This window comes from Vibrio paracholerae (genome assembly GCF_037672085.1).
Taxonomy (GTDB): domain Bacteria; phylum Pseudomonadota; class Gammaproteobacteria; order Enterobacterales; family Vibrionaceae; genus Vibrio; species Vibrio cholerae.
In genome coordinates this window covers 185001-202965 of sequence record NZ_JBBHLM010000002.1, presented here as the reverse complement: position 1 = coordinate 202965, position 17965 = coordinate 185001, and the positions used below count along the sequence as shown (strand labels likewise).

Here is a 17965-nt window from a genome sequence, read left to right as displayed (position 1 = left end):
CGACAGCTAAGGGCTTAGTTGACTTATCTTAACAAACGAAAGTCAGTGATTACTTCGCATCACGAGAAGCACGCTTACGATCGTTTTCGGTCAGGAAGCGTTTACGGATACGGATGCTCACAGGTGTTACTTCTACCAGTTCATCGTCATCAATAAATTCCAGAGCTTGCTCTAGTGTCATGATGATAGGTGGTGTCAGAACCTGCGCATCATCGGTACCTGAAGCACGAACGTTGGTCAGCTGCTTACCTTTCAGAGCGTTAACGGTTAGATCGTTATCACGGCTGTGGATACCAATCACCATACCTTCGTAGACTTCAACACCGTGACCAATGAATAGGCGGCCACGCTCTTGCAGGTTAAATAGTGCGTTAGTTAGCGCTTTACCTGCTGCGTTAGCAATCAGTACACCGTTATTACGTTGACCGATATTACCACCTTTGTGTGGACCATAATGATCAAACGTATGGTATAGCAGACCAGAGCCTGAAGTCAGGGTCATGAACTCAGTTTGGAAACCAATCAGACCACGCGATGGCATCATAAAGTCCAAACGAACACGGCCTTTACCATCTGGAGACATATCTTTCAGCTCGCCTTTACGCATGCCGATTTTCTCCATGATGCCGCCTTGATGCTCTTCTTGCACGTCGATAGTGACCGTTTCAAACGGTTCCATCAACTGACCATCTTCATGCTTGAGGATAACTTCTGGACGAGATACCGCCAGTTCAAAGCCTTCACGACGCATGTTTTCGATAAGGATCGATAGGTGAAGTTCACCACGACCTGAAACGCGGAATTTGTCTGGGTCTTCCGTCGCTTCAACACGTAGAGCAACGTTGTGCACCAGTTCTTTTTCCAGACGTTCAAGGATGTTACGTGAAGTCACGAACTTACCTTCTTTACCCGCGAATGGAGAGGTGTTCACCTGGAAGGTCATGGTTACGGTTGGCTCATCTACGCTCAGTGGTGGCAGCGCTTCTAGAGCATTCACATCACAGATAGTGTCAGAGATTTTCAGCTCACCCAGCCCCGTTACTGCAACGATGTCGCCTGCGGTGGCTTGGTCAGTTTCTGAACGTTGCAGACCAAGGTAGCCCAGAACCGTACCGATTTTGCCGTTACGCTTCTTACCATCCGCACCGATAACGGTCACTTGTTGGTTTGGTTTTACTTTACCGCGCTTGATACGACCAACACCGATAACACCTACGTAAGAGCTGTAATCGAGCTGAGAAATTTGCATTTGCAGTGGACCATCAAGGTCAACTTGTGGCGCCGCAACGTTATCCACGATGGCTTGGAACAGAGGCTCCATGTTTTCGCCCGTTTCGCCTTCCACTAGGGTTGCCCAACCGTTCAGAGCCGAAGCATATACCACTTGGAAGTCGAGCTGTTCATCCGTCGCACCTAGGTTGTCGAACAGGTCAAATACCTGATCCATAACCCAATCAGGACGTGCGCCCGGACGGTCAATTTTGTTAATAACAACGATTGGCTTCAAACCGTGCGCAAACGCTTTTTGGGTTACAAAACGAGTTTGTGGCATCGGGCCATCTACCGCGTCAACGATCAGCAGCACTGAGTCTACCATCGACATAATACGCTCAACTTCGCCACCGAAGTCCGCGTGTCCCGGGGTGTCTACGATGTTGATACGGTAATCATTCCAGTTGATGGCGGTGTTTTTCGCCAAAATGGTGATACCACGCTCTTTTTCAATGTCGTTCGAGTCCATGACTCGCTCTTCAACATCACCGCGAGACTCTAACGTGCCGGATTGCTGGAGCAGTTTGTCAACCAAGGTCGTCTTACCGTGGTCAACGTGCGCGATAATCGCGATGTTTCTTAATTTTTCAATTTGCGGAGTGGTCATCGGGGTTTGCTTCACTTTTTCATTGAGGCTGGCTGCTTAAAGCAGTCGCCGAACATGGTTCAAAAACGGCCAATAATGTACCAGATTTTAGCGGAAAACCTAGAAATATGTGATCTGTCGCGCTGAAATCGTCGACTTTTTCTTCATTTCGCTCGCCATGTTTACTTATCTCTAACGTTTCTGGCTTAAGAGCCATTGACATCACCAGTGATTGAGCGCGAAATAGCAAACGTTTTGGTAGAACATGGTGCATGAGCATAAGCATCCGCACCACAACAGTGCAATCTGGGATCTTTTTGGTGCATCAATCCATCAAAAATCAGATATCCCAGCACCAAAACCATGAATTATATTGGATTTATAAACATGGCACGCTTTTCGCTTTATTAATTTCAGCATCGGTTACCCATAGTACAACGCAGTAATCTTTGCCGACTTTATTTAAGACTCGAGCACATACCGCTTATTAACACCGGAGGTTATCCAAGATGTCAGTAGAAAATGTTTTATCGCTGATCCAAGAAAACGAAGTTAAGTTTGTTGACCTACGCTTCACAGACACTAAGGGTAAAGAACAACATATCTCTATCCCTGCTCACCAAATTGATGCTGACTTCTTTGAAGACGGTAAAATGTTCGATGGTTCTTCTGTGGCTGGCTGGAAAGGTATCAACGAATCCGACATGGTAATGATGCCAGATCCATCTTCCGCTGTGCTCGACCCATTCACTGAAGATGCTACCCTGAACATTCGTTGTGACATCTTAGAACCTGCGACTATGCAAGGTTACGACCGTGACCCACGTTCTATCGCAAAACGCGCAGAAGAATACATGCGCTCTACGGGTATCGCAGACACGGTTCTTGTGGGTCCAGAGCCAGAATTCTTCCTGTTTGACGATGTAAAATTCGCCACCAACATGTCTGGTTCATTCTTCAAAATTGACGACGTAGAAGCGGCATGGAACACGGGTACTGAATACGAAGATGGTAACAAAGGTCACCGTCCAGGCGTAAAAGGTGGTTACTTCCCAGTTGCTCCTGTTGACTCATCACAAGACATCCGCTCAGCGATGTGTTTGATCATGGAAGAAATGGGCCTTGTCGTTGAAGCGCACCACCATGAAGTGGCCACTGCGGGTCAGAACGAAATCGCAACTCGCTTTAACACGCTAACCACGAAAGCAGACGAGATCCAAATCTACAAGTACGTTGTACACAACGTTGCACACGCTTTTGGTAAAACTGCCACCTTTATGCCTAAGCCACTGGTTGGTGATAACGGCTCAGGTATGCACGTTCACCAATCTCTCGCGAAAGACGGTGTAAACCTGTTTGCGGGTGATAAGTATGGCGGTCTGTCTGAAATGGCGCTTTACTACATCGGTGGTGTTATCAAGCATGCTCGTGCGCTGAATGCGATCACTAACCCATCCACTAACTCATACAAGCGTCTGGTTCCTCACTATGAAGCACCAGTAATGCTGGCTTACTCTGCGCGTAACCGTTCAGCGTCTATCCGTATCCCAGTGGTGCCGAGCCCGAAAGCACGCCGTATCGAAGTTCGCTTCCCAGATCCTGCGGCTAACCCATACTTGGCGTTTGCAGCACTGCTGATGGCTGGTCTTGACGGTATCAAGAACAAGATCCATCCAGGAGAAGCTATGGATAAAGATCTGTACGATCTACCAGCAGAAGAAGCAGCAGAGATTCCAAAAGTAGCGGAATCGCTACAACAAGCTCTGCAGTACCTTGATGCAGATCGTGAGTTCCTCACTGCTGGTGGCGTATTCTCTGACGATTTCATCGACTCTTACATCGAGCTGAAAACCAAAGATGTTGAGCGCGTGAACGTTGCCGTTCACCCACTTGAGTTTGAACTGTACTACTCAGTGTAATTCTCAGTCTGTGTAAAAAGTAACTTAGGTTACATCAATATTAAGGCTCGCCTCGCAGGCGGGCCTTTTGCATATTCAGTCCTTTGAGTATTCGTTTTAACATGCAGCTTACAACTCTACCATGAGCATAAGCTCATGAACCATAAAGTAAATCACTAAGGTCATTGGGGTGATATATGTCATCGTCTCGTCTGCTATGGCTACTCATTAATCTGCTTTGGGTGCCGCAGCTCGCCGCGCAAAATGTTTACACTTGGGTTGATGAAAAAGGGGTTCTGCACTTTAGCGACACGCCACAAAGTGACAAAGCAAAATCCATCCATTTACCGGATTACCAAGCGCAAGCCCCTGCGCCAAGTTTTGACTCAACGGAGCCGGTCACAACAGAAACGGAGGCTGAAACAGGGCTTAGCAATGTTACCTCCTCTGAAACAGAGTCAAACGATTCGACCGTGTCTCGCGCACCAGAAACTCTTGAGCCGCTAAAAATCAGTTTAATCTCACCTAAGCATGACGATACGGTACGCAATAACAGTGGCACTCTCTTCATTCGCTCTGAGCTCAATCGAAAACTTTCAATCGGTGAGCAATTGCAATTGATGATGGATGGCCGCCCCTATGGTGCCCCCACCACCCAATCAGTTTGGGAATTAAAAAATGTCGATCGCGGCACTCACACCTTTACCATTCAAGCGATTGAAAGCGGCAAGATTATTGCATCTTCCTCGATTATCACGGTGCATTTGCATCGAGCTACAGTGAAATAACCGCAAGATGTGACTATTAGCTCGATTGCCTAGGGGATTGCTCTTTTGGTTTGCACTCCCTTGCGCCATACTTGTTGGGCGATGCACCAATTTTGTGCATCACCCAACAAGCCTAAAGTTCATCGAGCGAGAATGAGTGTGAGTGCAGAATTAAGCCAAACCATCATTAATAATCAGGTCACATCAGTGCTCATTTTGGATGAGTCGCTGATGATTCGCTACGCTAACCCTGCCGCTGAACAATTGTTTTCACAAAGTGCTAAACGCTTGATGCATCAAAGCTTAAATCATTTAGTACAACACTCCTCTCTCGATTTACAACTGCTCACGCAGCCACTCCAGAGCGGACAAAGCATTACTGACAGCGATGTTACCTTGGTGATCGATAGCAAACCCTTAATGCTCGAAGTCACTGTCAGCCCGATTTCGTGGCACAAAGAGCTGCTGTTACTGGCCGAAATGCGCACGATTGGTCAACAACGCCGGCTAACCCAAGAACTCAACCAACACGCTCAGCAACAAGCAGCTAAGTTATTGGTCAGAGGCTTGGCTCATGAAATCAAAAATCCCTTGGGCGGTTTAAGAGGTGCGGCCCAGCTTTTAGAGCGTATGCTTCCCGATCCGGCCCTGATGGAATATACCCAAATCATCATCGAACAGGCAGATCGCTTGCGGGGATTGGTTGATCGCTTACTCGGCCCACAACGGCCGGGTGAGAAAAAATGGGAAAACCTTCACCTGATTTTGGAGAAGGTGCGTCAGTTGGTCGAGCTAGAAGCGGGCGCGAATTTGGTCTTTGAGCGCGATTATGACCCGAGTCTGCCGAATATTTTGATGGACACAGATCAAATCGAACAAGCCTTACTGAACATTGTCAGTAATGCGGCGCAAATTTTGGCTAACCAAACGCACAGCGTGATCACCTTGCGCACCAGAACAGTGCATCAAGCCAATATCCATGGTCAACGTCATAAGCTCGTCGCCAGCATCGAGATTATCGATAACGGCCCCGGCATACCTCCCGAGCTGCAAGATACGCTGTTTTATCCCATGGTGAGTGGCCGCGAAGGAGGCACAGGCTTGGGGTTATCCATTTCACAAAACCTGATCGATCAACATCAGGGAAAAATAGAGGTGCAAAGCTGGCCAGGACGCACCGTGTTTACCATTTATTTGCCAATTTTGAATTGCTGTTAAGGATTGTCTATGAGTAGAGGATACGTCTGGGTTGTCGATGATGATAGTTCCATTCGCTGGGTAATGGAGAAAACGCTCTCTTCAGCCCATATAAAATGCGAAACCTTCGCAGATGCGGAAAGCGTACTGCTGGCACTGGAGCGTGAAACCCCCGACGTTCTCGTCTCAGACATTCGCATGCCAGGGATGGATGGCATTGCTCTGCTCAATCAAGTGCACCAACGCACTCCTGAACTTCCGGTGATCATTATGACCGCGCATTCGGATCTGGATGCCGCCGTCAATGCCTACCAACAAGGTGCCTTTGAATATCTTCCCAAGCCTTTTGATGTCGATGAAACCCTCACCTTAGTCGAACGCGCCATCGCTCATGGTCAAGAGCAGCGCAAAACATCTCATCGTCCCAGTGAAAACTATTCCGCCCCTGAAATCATTGGCGAAGCGCCGGCTATGCAAGAAGTATTTCGCGCGATTGGTCGCTTATCACGCTCTTCGATTTCGGTATTGATCAACGGAGAATCGGGAACCGGTAAGGAATTGGTCGCTCATGCTCTGCATCGACACAGCCCACGCGCGCAAAAGCCGTTTATTGCCCTCAACATGGCGGCGATTCCTAAAGATCTCATCGAATCTGAACTGTTTGGCCATGAAAAAGGTGCGTTTACTGGTGCCAATACCGTGCGCCAAGGTCGCTTCGAACAAGCCAATGGCGGCACTTTATTTCTTGATGAAATTGGCGATATGCCGCTCGATATTCAAACACGGTTATTGCGCGTGTTGGCGGATGGTCAGTTTTATCGCGTTGGCGGCCATATCGCGATTAAAGTTGATGTGCGAATCGTCGCGGCTACTCACCAAAATCTTGAAAAACTGGTCCATCAAGGCAAATTTCGTGAAGACTTATTCCATCGTCTGAACGTTATTCGGATTCATATCCCGTCGCTGCGTGAACGCCGACAAGATATCGAAAAGCTCACTAAGCACTTTTTAGCCTTGGCAGCCAAAGAGCTCGGGGTAGAGATGAAAACACTCAACCCGCGCACCGTGGATATTCTGACTAAGCTCGATTGGCCGGGCAACGTGCGCCAACTCGAAAACATGTGTCGCTGGCTCACGGTGATGGCAAGTGGAAGTGAAGTGCTGCCAAGTGATCTTCCTTCCGAATTATTATCAGAAAGGAAAGCCAGCCATTTTGATAATGATATAAGTTGGCAGAAACAGTTAGAAACATGGGCAAAATCTGCACTGGCCTCCGGTGAAACCGAGTTGCTTGCCTACGCACTCCCAGAATTTGAACGTATACTTTTAGAAGCGGCACTTCACCACACCAATGGACATAAACAAGAAGCCGCCAAAGTATTGGGCTGGGGACGGAATACGCTAACACGTAAACTCAAAGAGTTATATTAAGTGTCAGCTTAACGGCCTACCCAACTTTATTGCACAGGAAGTGAGATTAGAGAAGGGTATGCCTTTAAAACGCCAAATTCGCTTAAAAACCGCCATCATACTGCCGTTTGTCTTGACCTTTCTGTTCATGATTTTAGCGATGGCGGCGGTGCAAACCTATCGTTATGAACAAACGGTAAAAGAACTTAGTTCCAAGAAATTATCTTACCTGACCGATAGCATCTCACAGCGCCTATCTGACTTTCTTAATCGACCCTTTTTTGCTAATCAGATGATTGCCTATAATGTGGGCTTTCATCATCTTTATCAGCTCAATGACGTAAGTCGAATTGAAGACTTCATTCGTTCGGCAGCCAATCCCATAGGTAACAATATCCAGCAAATCGACGTGGTCGGTTTTGGTGGAGTGAATGGTGAATATGTGGGGCTGCGTCGAGATGCACCAGAGCAATACAGCTTAATGCTCAAAGATGCACGCACTGACGATAAACTGGTGATTTATCAAACTGCTGTGATGAATGATCAATTGCGTACGGTGATTGATAACTACGATCCTCGCGTGCGACCTTGGTTTGCACCCGTCGCGCAGAAGCCATCACCACAATGGTCTTCGGTTTATACCAATATGGATGAAAAGCAAGAGATAACTCTCTCCGCACTCAGCCCGGTTTTTCAGGATAAAACATTTATTGGCGTCATGGTTTCCGATGTCAAACTCAATACTTTCAACCTGTTTCTCTCCGAACTCAAACAACGTATGAATGCTGACGTTTATGTGATGGACAAACAGCACCGTTTGATTGCCCATTCTGGTGATGGCAGTGTGGTTTCTTGGGGGACACCGTTAAGCCCTAAAGGTGAAAGGTTGCTTGCAAGCGAGAATCATAATCCCATCATTCGCAGCAGCGCCGCACAACTTGATCTGCAAGGCCTAAATGTGGGTACTTTTACTACCTACGTCAATCAACAGCGCTATTTCAATCAAGCCTCAGCCTTTACCGATCAATATGGACTTACTTGGTATATCAGTGTTTCCATCGCGGAAGGGGATCTCCTAGGCAGCTTACCTGAAAATCAAAAAAACAGTTGGGCGATAGGATTATTAGTGAGCTTAGTAGGTTTAGGGCTCGGCTTAATGGCATTAAACCGAGTCGCCAATCCGATCATTTCTACCGCTTCAGCAGCTCGACAACTCGCTAATGGTGACTGGACGGCCAAGATGCCCAAACCAGGTAAAATCTATGAGACCAGCTTGCTTGTACAAGCCTTTATCGAGATGACCAATAGCCTCAAAGCCTCATTTAAAGCATTGCGCTCACAGTTGGTCTACGATTCTCTAACCCAACTCCTAAGCCGAGAGGGGTTAGTTGAGCACTGTAATCAAATTCCGCAGCTGAACGGCGGCCTGATACTGATCGGGATTGATAAATTTCGCGATATTAACGACAGTTTAGGTCATCATCAGGCCGATCAACTGCTGATTGCTATTGCTCAAAGACTGAAAGTAACGTTTCCCGAGCCCGCTCTGATTGCACGGATTGGTGGCGATGAATTTGCTATCTACCTACCAGATGTGAATCAGCAAGATGATTTAAAAAGTGTGGCTACCGATATTCTCAGGCTGTTTGCCTCTCCATTTAGCATGCCAAGCGACAATATTGCCGTGAATGTCTCTATCGGAATTGTGAACCTTAAAGAGCCGAATATGACCGTTTGGCTGCGTAATGGCAGCATCGCCCTCAGTAACGCAAAGGCAGAGCATACCCATATCAGTTTTTACTCACCAGAAATGGCAAATGCTTCACGTAAAAGAATGCTCATGGTCACGCAGATAAAACTGGCGCTCGATAATCAAGAGTTCGTTCCCTTTTATCAGCCAATCGTCGATTTAAATAGTGGTGAAATATTAGGTGCTGAGGCGCTTGCTCGTTGGATCTCGCCAGAGTTCGGTTTAATCTCACCGATGGATTTTATTCCGATTGCAGAAGAGAGCGGATTAATCAATGCGATTGGCGAGCAGATCTTACGTCAAGCCTGTGCTGATACCGTTCGTGGTATTGCAGAAAATAAATGGCCATCGACATTCCATATGCATGTCAATCTATCGGTTAATCAACTCTCTCATCCCGATTTTATTGCCCAGTTACACAGCGTGTTAGACGAATCAGGCCTACAACCTGCCAACCTTACACTTGAAATCACCGAATCACGAATTGTCGATAATGACCCCGTCATATTGCACAATATGCTTGAGTTGAAAAAAGCAAGAATACACATTGCCATTGATGATTTTGGTACAGGTTATAGCTCTCTCGCCTACTTACACAAACTGCCCTTCGATTCCCTAAAAATTGATAGAGAATTTGTCTCTCAACTCAATGCATACAATATTGAAAACAGCGTGGTAGCCGCGATCGTTAACATGACTCGCGGTTTTAAAGTCGAGCTGGTCGCTGAAGGCATAGAGACTCAAGAGCAGGTGGATTTACTGAACCAACTCGGTTGCCCACGCGGGCAAGGCTTCCTATTCAGTAAACCAATGGCTTATCAGGATTGGCCAACAGATCTGGTTAACATGAAGCAAAGCTAAACAAAATAAGTCCTTTTCTTTCTTTTGCTTAGCTGACAGCCCGTGGATTGGTTTTTATACTTAACGGCAAATACTGATAAGGACAACAATAATGATAACTTCATCACTCCCTTTAACGGATTTGCACCGTCATCTTGATGGAAATATCCGCACCCAAACCATTTTGGAATTAGGACAAAAATTTGGCGTTAAGCTACCTGCAAACACGGTAGAAACTCTTACCCCTTATGTACAAATTGTCGAAGCAGAACCCTCTCTGGTTGCCTTCTTATCCAAACTAGACTGGGGCGTAGCGGTACTAGGTGATCTTGATGCTTGCCGTCGTGTTGCCTACGAAAACATCGAAGATGCGCTTAACGCCCGTATTGACTATGCCGAGCTACGTTTCTCTCCTTATTACATGGCCATGAAACACAGCTTACCTGTTGCAGGAGTAGTAGAAGCCGTTGTCGATGGAGTCCGCGCTGGTGTGCGTGATTTTGGTATTCAAGCCAACCTTATTGGCATCATGAGCCGCACCTTTGGTACAGATGCTTGCCAACAAGAGCTCGACGCCATTCTAAGCCAGAAAAATCACATTGTGGCAGTTGATCTCGCAGGTGATGAATTGGGGCAACCCGGTGACCGCTTTATCCAACATTTTAAACAAGTCAGAGATGCAGGGTTGCATGTGACAGTTCACGCAGGTGAAGCGGCAGGGCCAGAAAGCATGTGGCAAGCGATCAGAGAGCTGGGCGCAACAAGGATTGGCCATGGCGTCAAAGCCATCCATGACCCAAAACTGATGGACTATCTCGCCCAACATCGGATCGGTATAGAATCATGCCTGACTTCCAACCTGCAGACGAGCACGGTGGATAGCCTAGCTACCCATCCACTTAAGCGCTTCTTAGAGCATGGCATTTTAGCCTGCATTAACACCGACGACCCTGCTGTAGAAGGTATTGAACTACCTTACGAATATGAAGTCGCAGCACCTCAAGCAGGCTTAAGCCAAGATCAGATCCGCCAAGCTCAGCTCAACGGTTTAGAATTGGCCTTCCTCTCTGATTCAGAGAAAAAAGCTCTTCTAGCCAAAGCGGCACTACGCGGTTAATCAATCACATAACACTATCCGAGCCGATGCCAAAGCATCGGCTTTTTTGTTGCTCGATGTGGCTATAGCTATATAAGGTTCGGACAGTCTTGAATGGTTGAACTTCGTAGAAGATGAACACAGGAACAGACGATAAGCGGTAATTAAATCTGGTTTTCAATAACTTCCAGAAAGCAAAAAACCCAGTCCTAAGACTGGGTTTCGTAATAAGTGGCGGAGCGGACGGGACTCGAACCCGCGACCCCCGGCGTGACAGGCCGGTATTCTAACCGACTGAACTACCGCTCCGCTGTCTGGTTAGACATTTCGTCTACTTTTTTTGCCTTTAGATTTTTCTTTAACATCTAAAAACAACAAGTTAAAGCCTGGCGATGTTCTACTCTCACATGGGGAGACCCCACACTACCATCGACGCTGTTTCGTTTCACTTCTGAGTTCGGGATGGAGTCAGGTGGGTCCAAAACGCTATGGTCGCCAAGCAAATTCTGTTTTTGATTTCACTTTTTCTTAAAAAGTGATAACCAACAATTCTGGAAAGCTGTTTTCGTTCTCTCAACACATTCTTATGCGCTTAGCTTTGAGTCCACTACAAAACCCCTTGGGTGTTGTATGGTTAAGCCTCACGGGCAATTAGTACAGGTTAGCTCAACGCCTCACAACGCTTACACACCCTGCCTATCAACGTTCTAGTCTCGAACAACCCTTTAGGACACTTAAAGTGCCAGGGAAGACTCATCTCAGGGCTCGCTTCGCGCTTAGATGCTTTCAGCGCTTATCAATTCCGAACTTAGCTACCGGGCAATGCGTCTGGCGACACAACCCGAACACCAGAGGTTCGTCCACTCCGGTCCTCTCGTACTAGGAGCAGCCCCCTTCAATCTTCCAACGCCCACGGCAGATAGGGACCGAACTGTCTCACGACGTTCTAAACCCAGCTCGCGTACCACTTTAAATGGCGAACAGCCATACCCTTGGGACCGACTTCAGCCCCAGGATGTGATGAGCCGACATCGAGGTGCCAAACACCGCCGTCGATATGAACTCTTGGGCGGTATCAGCCTGTTATCCCCGGAGTACCTTTTATCCGTTGAGCGATGGCCCTTCCATACAGAACCACCGGATCACTATGACCTGCTTTCGCACCTGCTCGAACCGTCATTCTCGCAGTTAAGCGGGCTTATGCCATTGCACTAACCTCACGATGTCCAACCGTGATTAGCCCACCTTCGTGCTCCTCCGTTACTCTTTGGGAGGAGACCGCCCCAGTCAAACTACCCACCAGGCACTGTCCTCACCCCAGATAATGGGGCTAAGTTAGAACATCAAACATACAAGGGTGGTATTTCAAGGACGGCTCCAACGCAACTAGCGTCACGTCTTCATAGCCTCCCACCTATCCTACACATGTAGGTTCAATGTTCAGTGCCAAGCTGTAGTAAAGGTTCACGGGGTCTTTCCGTCTAGCCGCGGGTACACTGCATCTTCACAGCGATTTCAATTTCACTGAGTCTCGGGTGGAGACAGCGTGGCCATCATTACGCCATTCGTGCAGGTCGGAACTTACCCGACAAGGAATTTCGCTACCTTAGGACCGTTATAGTTACGGCCGCCGTTTACCGGGGCTTCGATCAAGAGCTTCGCTTGCGCTAACCCCATCAATTAACCTTCCGGCACCGGGCAGGCGTCACACCGTATACGTCATCTTGCGATTTTGCACAGTGCTGTGTTTTTAATAAACAGTTGCAGCCACCTGGTATCTGCGACTCTCGTCAGCTCCATCCGCAAGGGACTTCACCATCAAGAGCGTACCTTCTCCCGAAGTTACGGTACCATTTTGCCTAGTTCCTTCACCCGAGTTCTCTCAAGCGCCTTGGTATTCTCTACCCGACCACCTGTGTCGGTTTGGGGTACGATTCCTGACTATCTGAAGCTTAGAGGCTTTTCCTGGAAGCATGGCATCAATGACTTCACTGCCGTAGCAGCTCGACGTCGTGTCTCAGCCTTAGAAAGAGCCGGATTTACCTAACTCTTAAGCCTACGCACTTGAACCAGGACAACCGTCGCCTGGCCCACCTAGCCTTCTCCGTCCCCCCATCGCAATAGTCAGAAGTACGGGAATATTAACCCGTTTCCCATCGATTACGCCTTTCGGCCTCACCTTAGGGGTCGACTCACCCTGCCCCGATTAACGTTGGACAGGAACCCTTGGTCTTCCGGCGAGGAGGTTTTTCACCCCCTTTGTCGTTACTCATGTCAGCATTCGCACTTCTGATACCTCCAGCAGCCCTTACAGACCACCTTCAACGGCTTACAGAACGCTCCCCTACCCAATATCTAAAAGATATTGCCGCAGCTTCGGTGTATTGCTTAGCCCCGTTACATCTTCCGCGCAGGCCGACTCGACTAGTGAGCTATTACGCTTTCTTTAAATGATGGCTGCTTCTAAGCCAACATCCTAGCTGTCTGAGCCTTCCCACATCGTTTCCCACTTAGCAATACTTTGGGACCTTAGCTGGCGGTCTGGGTTGTTTCCCTCTCCACGACGGACGTTAGCACCCGCCGTGTGTCTCCCGGATAGTACTTACTGGTATTCGGAGTTTGCAAAGGGTTGGTAAGTCGGGATGACCCCCTAGCCTTAACAGTGCTCTACCCCCAGTAGTATTCGTCCGAGGCGCTACCTAAATAGCTTTCGGGGAGAACCAGCTATCTCCGAGTTTGATTGGCCTTTCACCCCTAGCCACAAGTCATCCGCTAATTTTTCAACATTAGTCGGTTCGGTCCTCCAGTTGATGTTACTCAACCTTCAACCTGCCCATGGCTAGATCACCCGGTTTCGGGTCTATATCCAGAGACTGAGCGCCCAGTTAAGACTCGCTTTCGCTACGGCTCCCCTATACGGTTAACCTTGCCACTGAATATAAGTCGCTGACCCATTATACAAAAGGTACGCAGTCACACCACGAAGGTGCTCCTACTGCTTGTACGTACACGGTTTCAGGTTCTATTTCACTCCCCTCACAGGGGTTCTTTTCGCCTTTCCCTCACGGTACTGGTTCACTATCGGTCAGTCAGGAGTATTTAGCCTTGGAGGATGGTCCCCCCATATTCAGACAGGATATCACGTGTCCCGCCCTACTCGATTTCACGCTCGATGAAGCGTCGGTTACGGGGCTATCACCCTGTATCGCCAAGCTTTCCAGCTTGTTCACCTACTTCACCGAGTGCTTAAGGGCTAATCCAGGTTCGCTCGCCGCTACTACCGGAATCTCGGTTGATTTCTTCTCCTCGGGGTACTTAGATGTTTCAGTTCCCCCGGTTTGCTCTGTTAACCTATGTATTCAGTTAACAGTAACTGCTTATGCAGTTGGGTTTCCCCATTCGGAAATCGCAGACTCAAACGGCTCTTACTGCCTTATCTGCGCTTATCGCAAGTTAGTACGTCCTTCATCGCCTCTGACTGCCTAGGCATCCACCGTGTACGCTTAGTCACTTAACCATACAACCCGAAGGAGTTTCGGGTTGTTGTTTAAACAACCTAAGTTGTCTCGCGTTTAATTTACATGAGTGCGAGACAGATTTTGCCGGACTCAAATTTGAACAAGACCGAAGTCTTATTCGATACCAAGCACACTTGAATGTGTTGTTGGTGTTTATCTTTCGATAAACATTGAGAACTTTACAAACAACAATAAATTGTTGTTTTGTCAGCTTTCCAAATTGTTAAAGAGCAAGATTTTCTGATGAAAACCATTTTTAAACATTCTCAGCGAAAACGCTTAAAGATGGTATCCCGTAGGGGAGTCGAACCCCTGTTACCGCCGTGAAAGGGCGGTGTCCTAGGCCTCTAGACGAACGGGACACTAAGATACTCTTCTCTAATCTAAACCGAATCAATCTGTGTGGACACTCATCACGATAACCATCGTGTAAGGAGGTGATCCAGCGCCAGGTTCCCCTAGCGCTACCTTGTTACGACTTCACCCCAGTCATGAACCACAAAGTGGCAAGCGTCCTCCCGAAGGTTAAACTACCTGCTTCTTTTGCAGCCCACTCCCATGGTGTGACGGGCGGTGTGTACAAGGCCCGGGAACGTATTCACCGCAACATTCTGATTTGCGATTACTAGCGATTCCGACTTCATGGAGTCGAGTTGCAGACTCCAATCCGGACTACGACGTACTTTGTGAGATTCGCTCCACCTCGCGGTATCGCTGCCCTCTGTATACGCCATTGTAGCACGTGTGTAGCCCTACTCGTAAGGGCCATGATGACTTGACGTCGTCCCCACCTTCCTCCGGTTTATCACCGGCAGTCTCCCTGGAGTTCCCACCATTACGTGCTGGCAAACAAGGATAAGGGTTGCGCTCGTTGCGGGACTTAACCCAACATTTCACAACACGAGCTGACGACAGCCATGCAGCACCTGTCTCAGAGTTCCCGAAGGCACTCCAGCGTCTCCGCTAGATTCTCTGGAAGTCAAGAGTAGGTAAGGTTCTTCGCGTTGCATCGAATTAAACCACATGCTCCACCGCTTGTGCGGGCCCCCGTCAATTCATTTGAGTTTTAATCTTGCGACCGTACTCCCCAGGCGGTCTACTTAACGCGTTAGCTCCGAAAGCCACGCCTCTAGGGCACAACCTCCAAGTAGACATCGTTTACGGCGTGGACTACCAGGGTATCTAATCCTGTTTGCTCCCCACGCTTTCGCATCTGAGTGTCAGTATCTGTCCAGGGGGCCGCCTTCGCCACCGGTATTCCTTCAGATCTCTACGCATTTCACCGCTACACCTGAAATTCTACCCCCCTCTACAGTACTCTAGCTTGTCAGTTTCAAATGCAACTCCTAGGTTGAGCCCAGGGCTTTCACATCTGACTTAACAAACCACCTGCATGCGCTTTACGCCCAGTAATTCCGATTAACGCTTGCACCCTCCGTATTACCGCGGCTGCTGGCACGGAGTTAGCCGGTGCTTCTTCTGTAGGTAACGTCAAATGATTAAGGTATTAACTTAACCACCTTCCTCCCTACTGAAAGTACTTTACAACCCGAAGGCCTTCTTCATACACGCGGCATGGCTGCATCAGGCTTGCGCCCATTGTGCAATATTCCCCACTGCTGCCTCCCGTAGGAGTCTGGACCGTGTCTCAGTTCCAGTGTGGCTGATCATCCTCTCAGACCAGCTAGGGATCGTCGCCTTGGTGAGCCCTTACCTCACCAACTAGCTAATCCCACCTGGGCATATCCGGCAGCGCAAGGCCCGAAGGTCCCCTGCTTTGCTCTTGCGAGGTTATGCGGTATTAGCCATCGTTTCCAATGGTTATCCCCCTCTACCGGGCAATTTCCCAGGCATTACTCACCCGTCCGCCGCTCGCCACCCAAGGAACAAGTTCCTCTGTGCTGCCGCTCGACTTGCATGTGTTAGGCCTGCCGCCAGCGTTCAATCTGAGCCATGATCAAACTCTTCAATTAAAAGTTTTGTGAAGCTTTCGCTTCGGCTCAATGAATACTGATTACATTCTTTGCTTAATAAAAAGCGAAGTAATGTTGAATTGACTGTGCTGAATGATTGCTCATTCAAATGGTCACTCAGTTCATTGATAAATCTTTTTTGATTATCATCAACGAGTGCCCACACAGATTGATTGGTTTACATTGTTAAAGAGCTTGGCTTTCAGTGCCTTAGCACGTCAGCGAGGTGCGTATAATACGCTTCCCACTTTGAAAGTCAACATAAAACTCTAAAATTTTTAGAACCTTATGGTGACTCGTCTATTACTAGACCAGTCGGACCTTTTGTCTTCACTTTTAAAAAGTGAAAATAAATAGGAGCCTGGCGATGCTCTACTCTCACATGGGGAGACCCCACACTACCATCGACGCTGTTTCGTTTCACTTCTGAGTTCGGGATGGAGTCAGGTGGGTCCAAAACGCTATGGTCGCCAAGCAAATTCTGTTTTTGATTTCACTTTTTCTTAAAAAGTGATAACCAACAATTCTGGAAAGCTGTTTTCGTTCTCTCAACACATTCTTATGCGCTTAGCTTTGAGTCCACTACAAAACCCCTTGGGTGTTGTATGGTTAAGCCTCACGGGCAATTAGTACAGGTTAGCTCAACGCCTCACAACGCTTACACACCCTGCCTATCAACGTTCTAGTCTCGAACAACCCTTTAGGATACTTAAAGTATCAGGGAAGACTCATCTCAGGGCTCGCTTCGCGCTTAGATGCTTTCAGCGCTTATCAATTCCGAACTTAGCTACCGGGCAATGCGTCTGGCGACACAACCCGAACACCAGAGGTTCGTCCACTCCGGTCCTCTCGTACTAGGAGCAGCCCCCTTCAATCTTCCAACGCCCACGGCAGATAGGGACCGAACTGTCTCACGACGTTCTAAACCCAGCTCGCGTACCACTTTAAATGGCGAACAGCCATACCCTTGGGACCGACTTCAGCCCCAGGATGTGATGAGCCGACATCGAGGTGCCAAACACCGCCGTCGATATGAACTCTTGGGCGGTATCAGCCTGTTATCCCCGGAGTACCTTTTATCCGTTGAGCGATGGCCCTTCCATACAGAACCACCGGATCACTATGACCTGCTTTCGCACCTGCTCGAACCGTCATTCTCGCAGTTAAGCGGGCTTATGCCATTGCACTAACCTCACGATGTCCAACCGTGATTAGCCCACCTTCGTGCTCCTCCGTTACTCTTTGGGAGGAGACCGCCCCAGTCAAACTACCCACCAGGCACTGTCCTCACCCCAGATAATGGGGCTAAGTTAGAACATCAAACATACAAGGGTGGTATTTCAAGGACGGCTCCAACGCAACTAGCGTCACGTCTTCATAGCCTCCCACCTATCCTACACATGTAGGTTCAATGTTCAGTGCCAAGCTGTAGTAAAGGTTCACGGGGTCTTTCCGTCTAGCCGCGGGTACACTGCATCTTCACAGCGATTTCAATTTCACTGAGTCTCGGGTGGAGACAGCGTGGCCATCATTACGCCATTCGTGCAGGTCGGAACTTACCCGACAAGGAATTTCGCTACCTTAGGACCGTTATAGTTACGGCCGCCGTTTACCGGGGCTTCGATCAAGAGCTTCGCTTGCGCTAACCCCATCAATTA

General features: G+C 48.3%; 7 protein-coding genes, 2 tRNA genes and 5 rRNA genes (1 of these 14 running past the window's edge). 6 read left to right on the top strand and 8 right to left on the bottom strand.

From position 1 onward, the window contains the following. Positions 1-49 precede the first annotated feature (49 nt). Positions 50-1879 (bottom strand): translational GTPase TypA, encoded by a 1830-nt coding sequence (gene typA / locus R4537_RS06220; protein WP_000211149.1) that lies wholly within the window; start codon positions 1877-1879, stop codon positions 50-52. 488 nt (positions 1880-2367) lie between these two features. On the opposite strand from typA, the gene glnA reads away from it, so the two are divergent. The 6 genes from glnA (at position 2368) to add (ending at position 10837) form a co-directional block, all read left to right on the top strand. Continuing rightward, positions 2368-3777: a glutamate--ammonia ligase gene (gene glnA / locus R4537_RS06215; protein ID WP_000110149.1), complete on the top strand. Its 1410-nt coding sequence runs from the start codon at positions 2368-2370 to the stop codon at positions 3775-3777. 176 nt (positions 3778-3953) lie between these two features. After that, positions 3954-4544, top strand: coding sequence for a DUF4124 domain-containing protein (locus tag R4537_RS06210; RefSeq protein ID WP_071179354.1), 591 nt, complete (start codon positions 3954-3956; stop codon positions 4542-4544). 138 nt (positions 4545-4682) lie between these two features. Further along, positions 4683-5741: a nitrogen regulation protein NR(II) gene (glnL, locus tag R4537_RS06205; RefSeq protein ID WP_071179360.1), complete on the top strand. Its 1059-nt coding sequence runs from the start codon at positions 4683-4685 to the stop codon at positions 5739-5741. A 9-nt stretch (positions 5742-5750) separates the two neighbouring features. Continuing rightward, positions 5751-7151 carry a nitrogen regulation protein NR(I) gene (gene glnG / locus R4537_RS06200; RefSeq protein ID WP_000086388.1) on the top strand — a complete coding sequence of 467 codons (1401 nt, stop codon included), beginning with the start codon at positions 5751-5753 and terminating at the stop codon, positions 7149-7151. Positions 7152-7209: 58 nt separating this feature from the next. Continuing rightward, a complete protein-coding gene (gene gepA / locus R4537_RS06195; RefSeq protein WP_071179355.1) occupies positions 7210-9741 on the top strand; it encodes a phosphodiesterase GepA in 2532 nt (843 codons plus the stop codon). Positions 9742-9832: 91 nt separating this feature from the next. Beyond that, positions 9833-10837, top strand: a complete 1005-nt coding sequence (gene add, locus R4537_RS06190; RefSeq protein WP_071179356.1) for an adenosine deaminase — start codon at positions 9833-9835, stop codon at positions 10835-10837. A 211-nt stretch (positions 10838-11048) separates the two neighbouring features. Here add and R4537_RS06185 read toward each other — a convergent pair. From R4537_RS06185 to R4537_RS06155, 7 genes are all read right to left on the bottom strand, one after another. Continuing rightward, a tRNA-Asp gene (locus tag R4537_RS06185) sits at positions 11049-11125 on the bottom strand. A 75-nt stretch (positions 11126-11200) separates the two neighbouring features. Continuing rightward, a 5S ribosomal RNA gene (gene rrf / locus R4537_RS06180) occupies positions 11201-11316 on the bottom strand. A 130-nt stretch (positions 11317-11446) separates the two neighbouring features. After that, positions 11447-14333: ribosomal RNA gene (locus R4537_RS06175) — 23S ribosomal RNA — on the bottom strand. A 287-nt stretch (positions 14334-14620) separates the two neighbouring features. Next, positions 14621-14696 (bottom strand) — tRNA-Glu (locus R4537_RS06170). Positions 14697-14764: 68 nt separating this feature from the next. After that, positions 14765-16307: ribosomal RNA gene (locus tag R4537_RS06165) — 16S ribosomal RNA — on the bottom strand. 359 nt (positions 16308-16666) lie between these two features. Further along, positions 16667-16782, bottom strand: a 5S ribosomal RNA gene (gene rrf, locus R4537_RS06160). A 130-nt stretch (positions 16783-16912) separates the two neighbouring features. Continuing rightward, positions 16913-17965, bottom strand: a 23S ribosomal RNA gene (locus R4537_RS06155); it runs 1834 nt beyond the window's last position. The 16S, 23S and 5S rRNA genes sit together here with 2 tRNA genes alongside, the layout of an rRNA operon.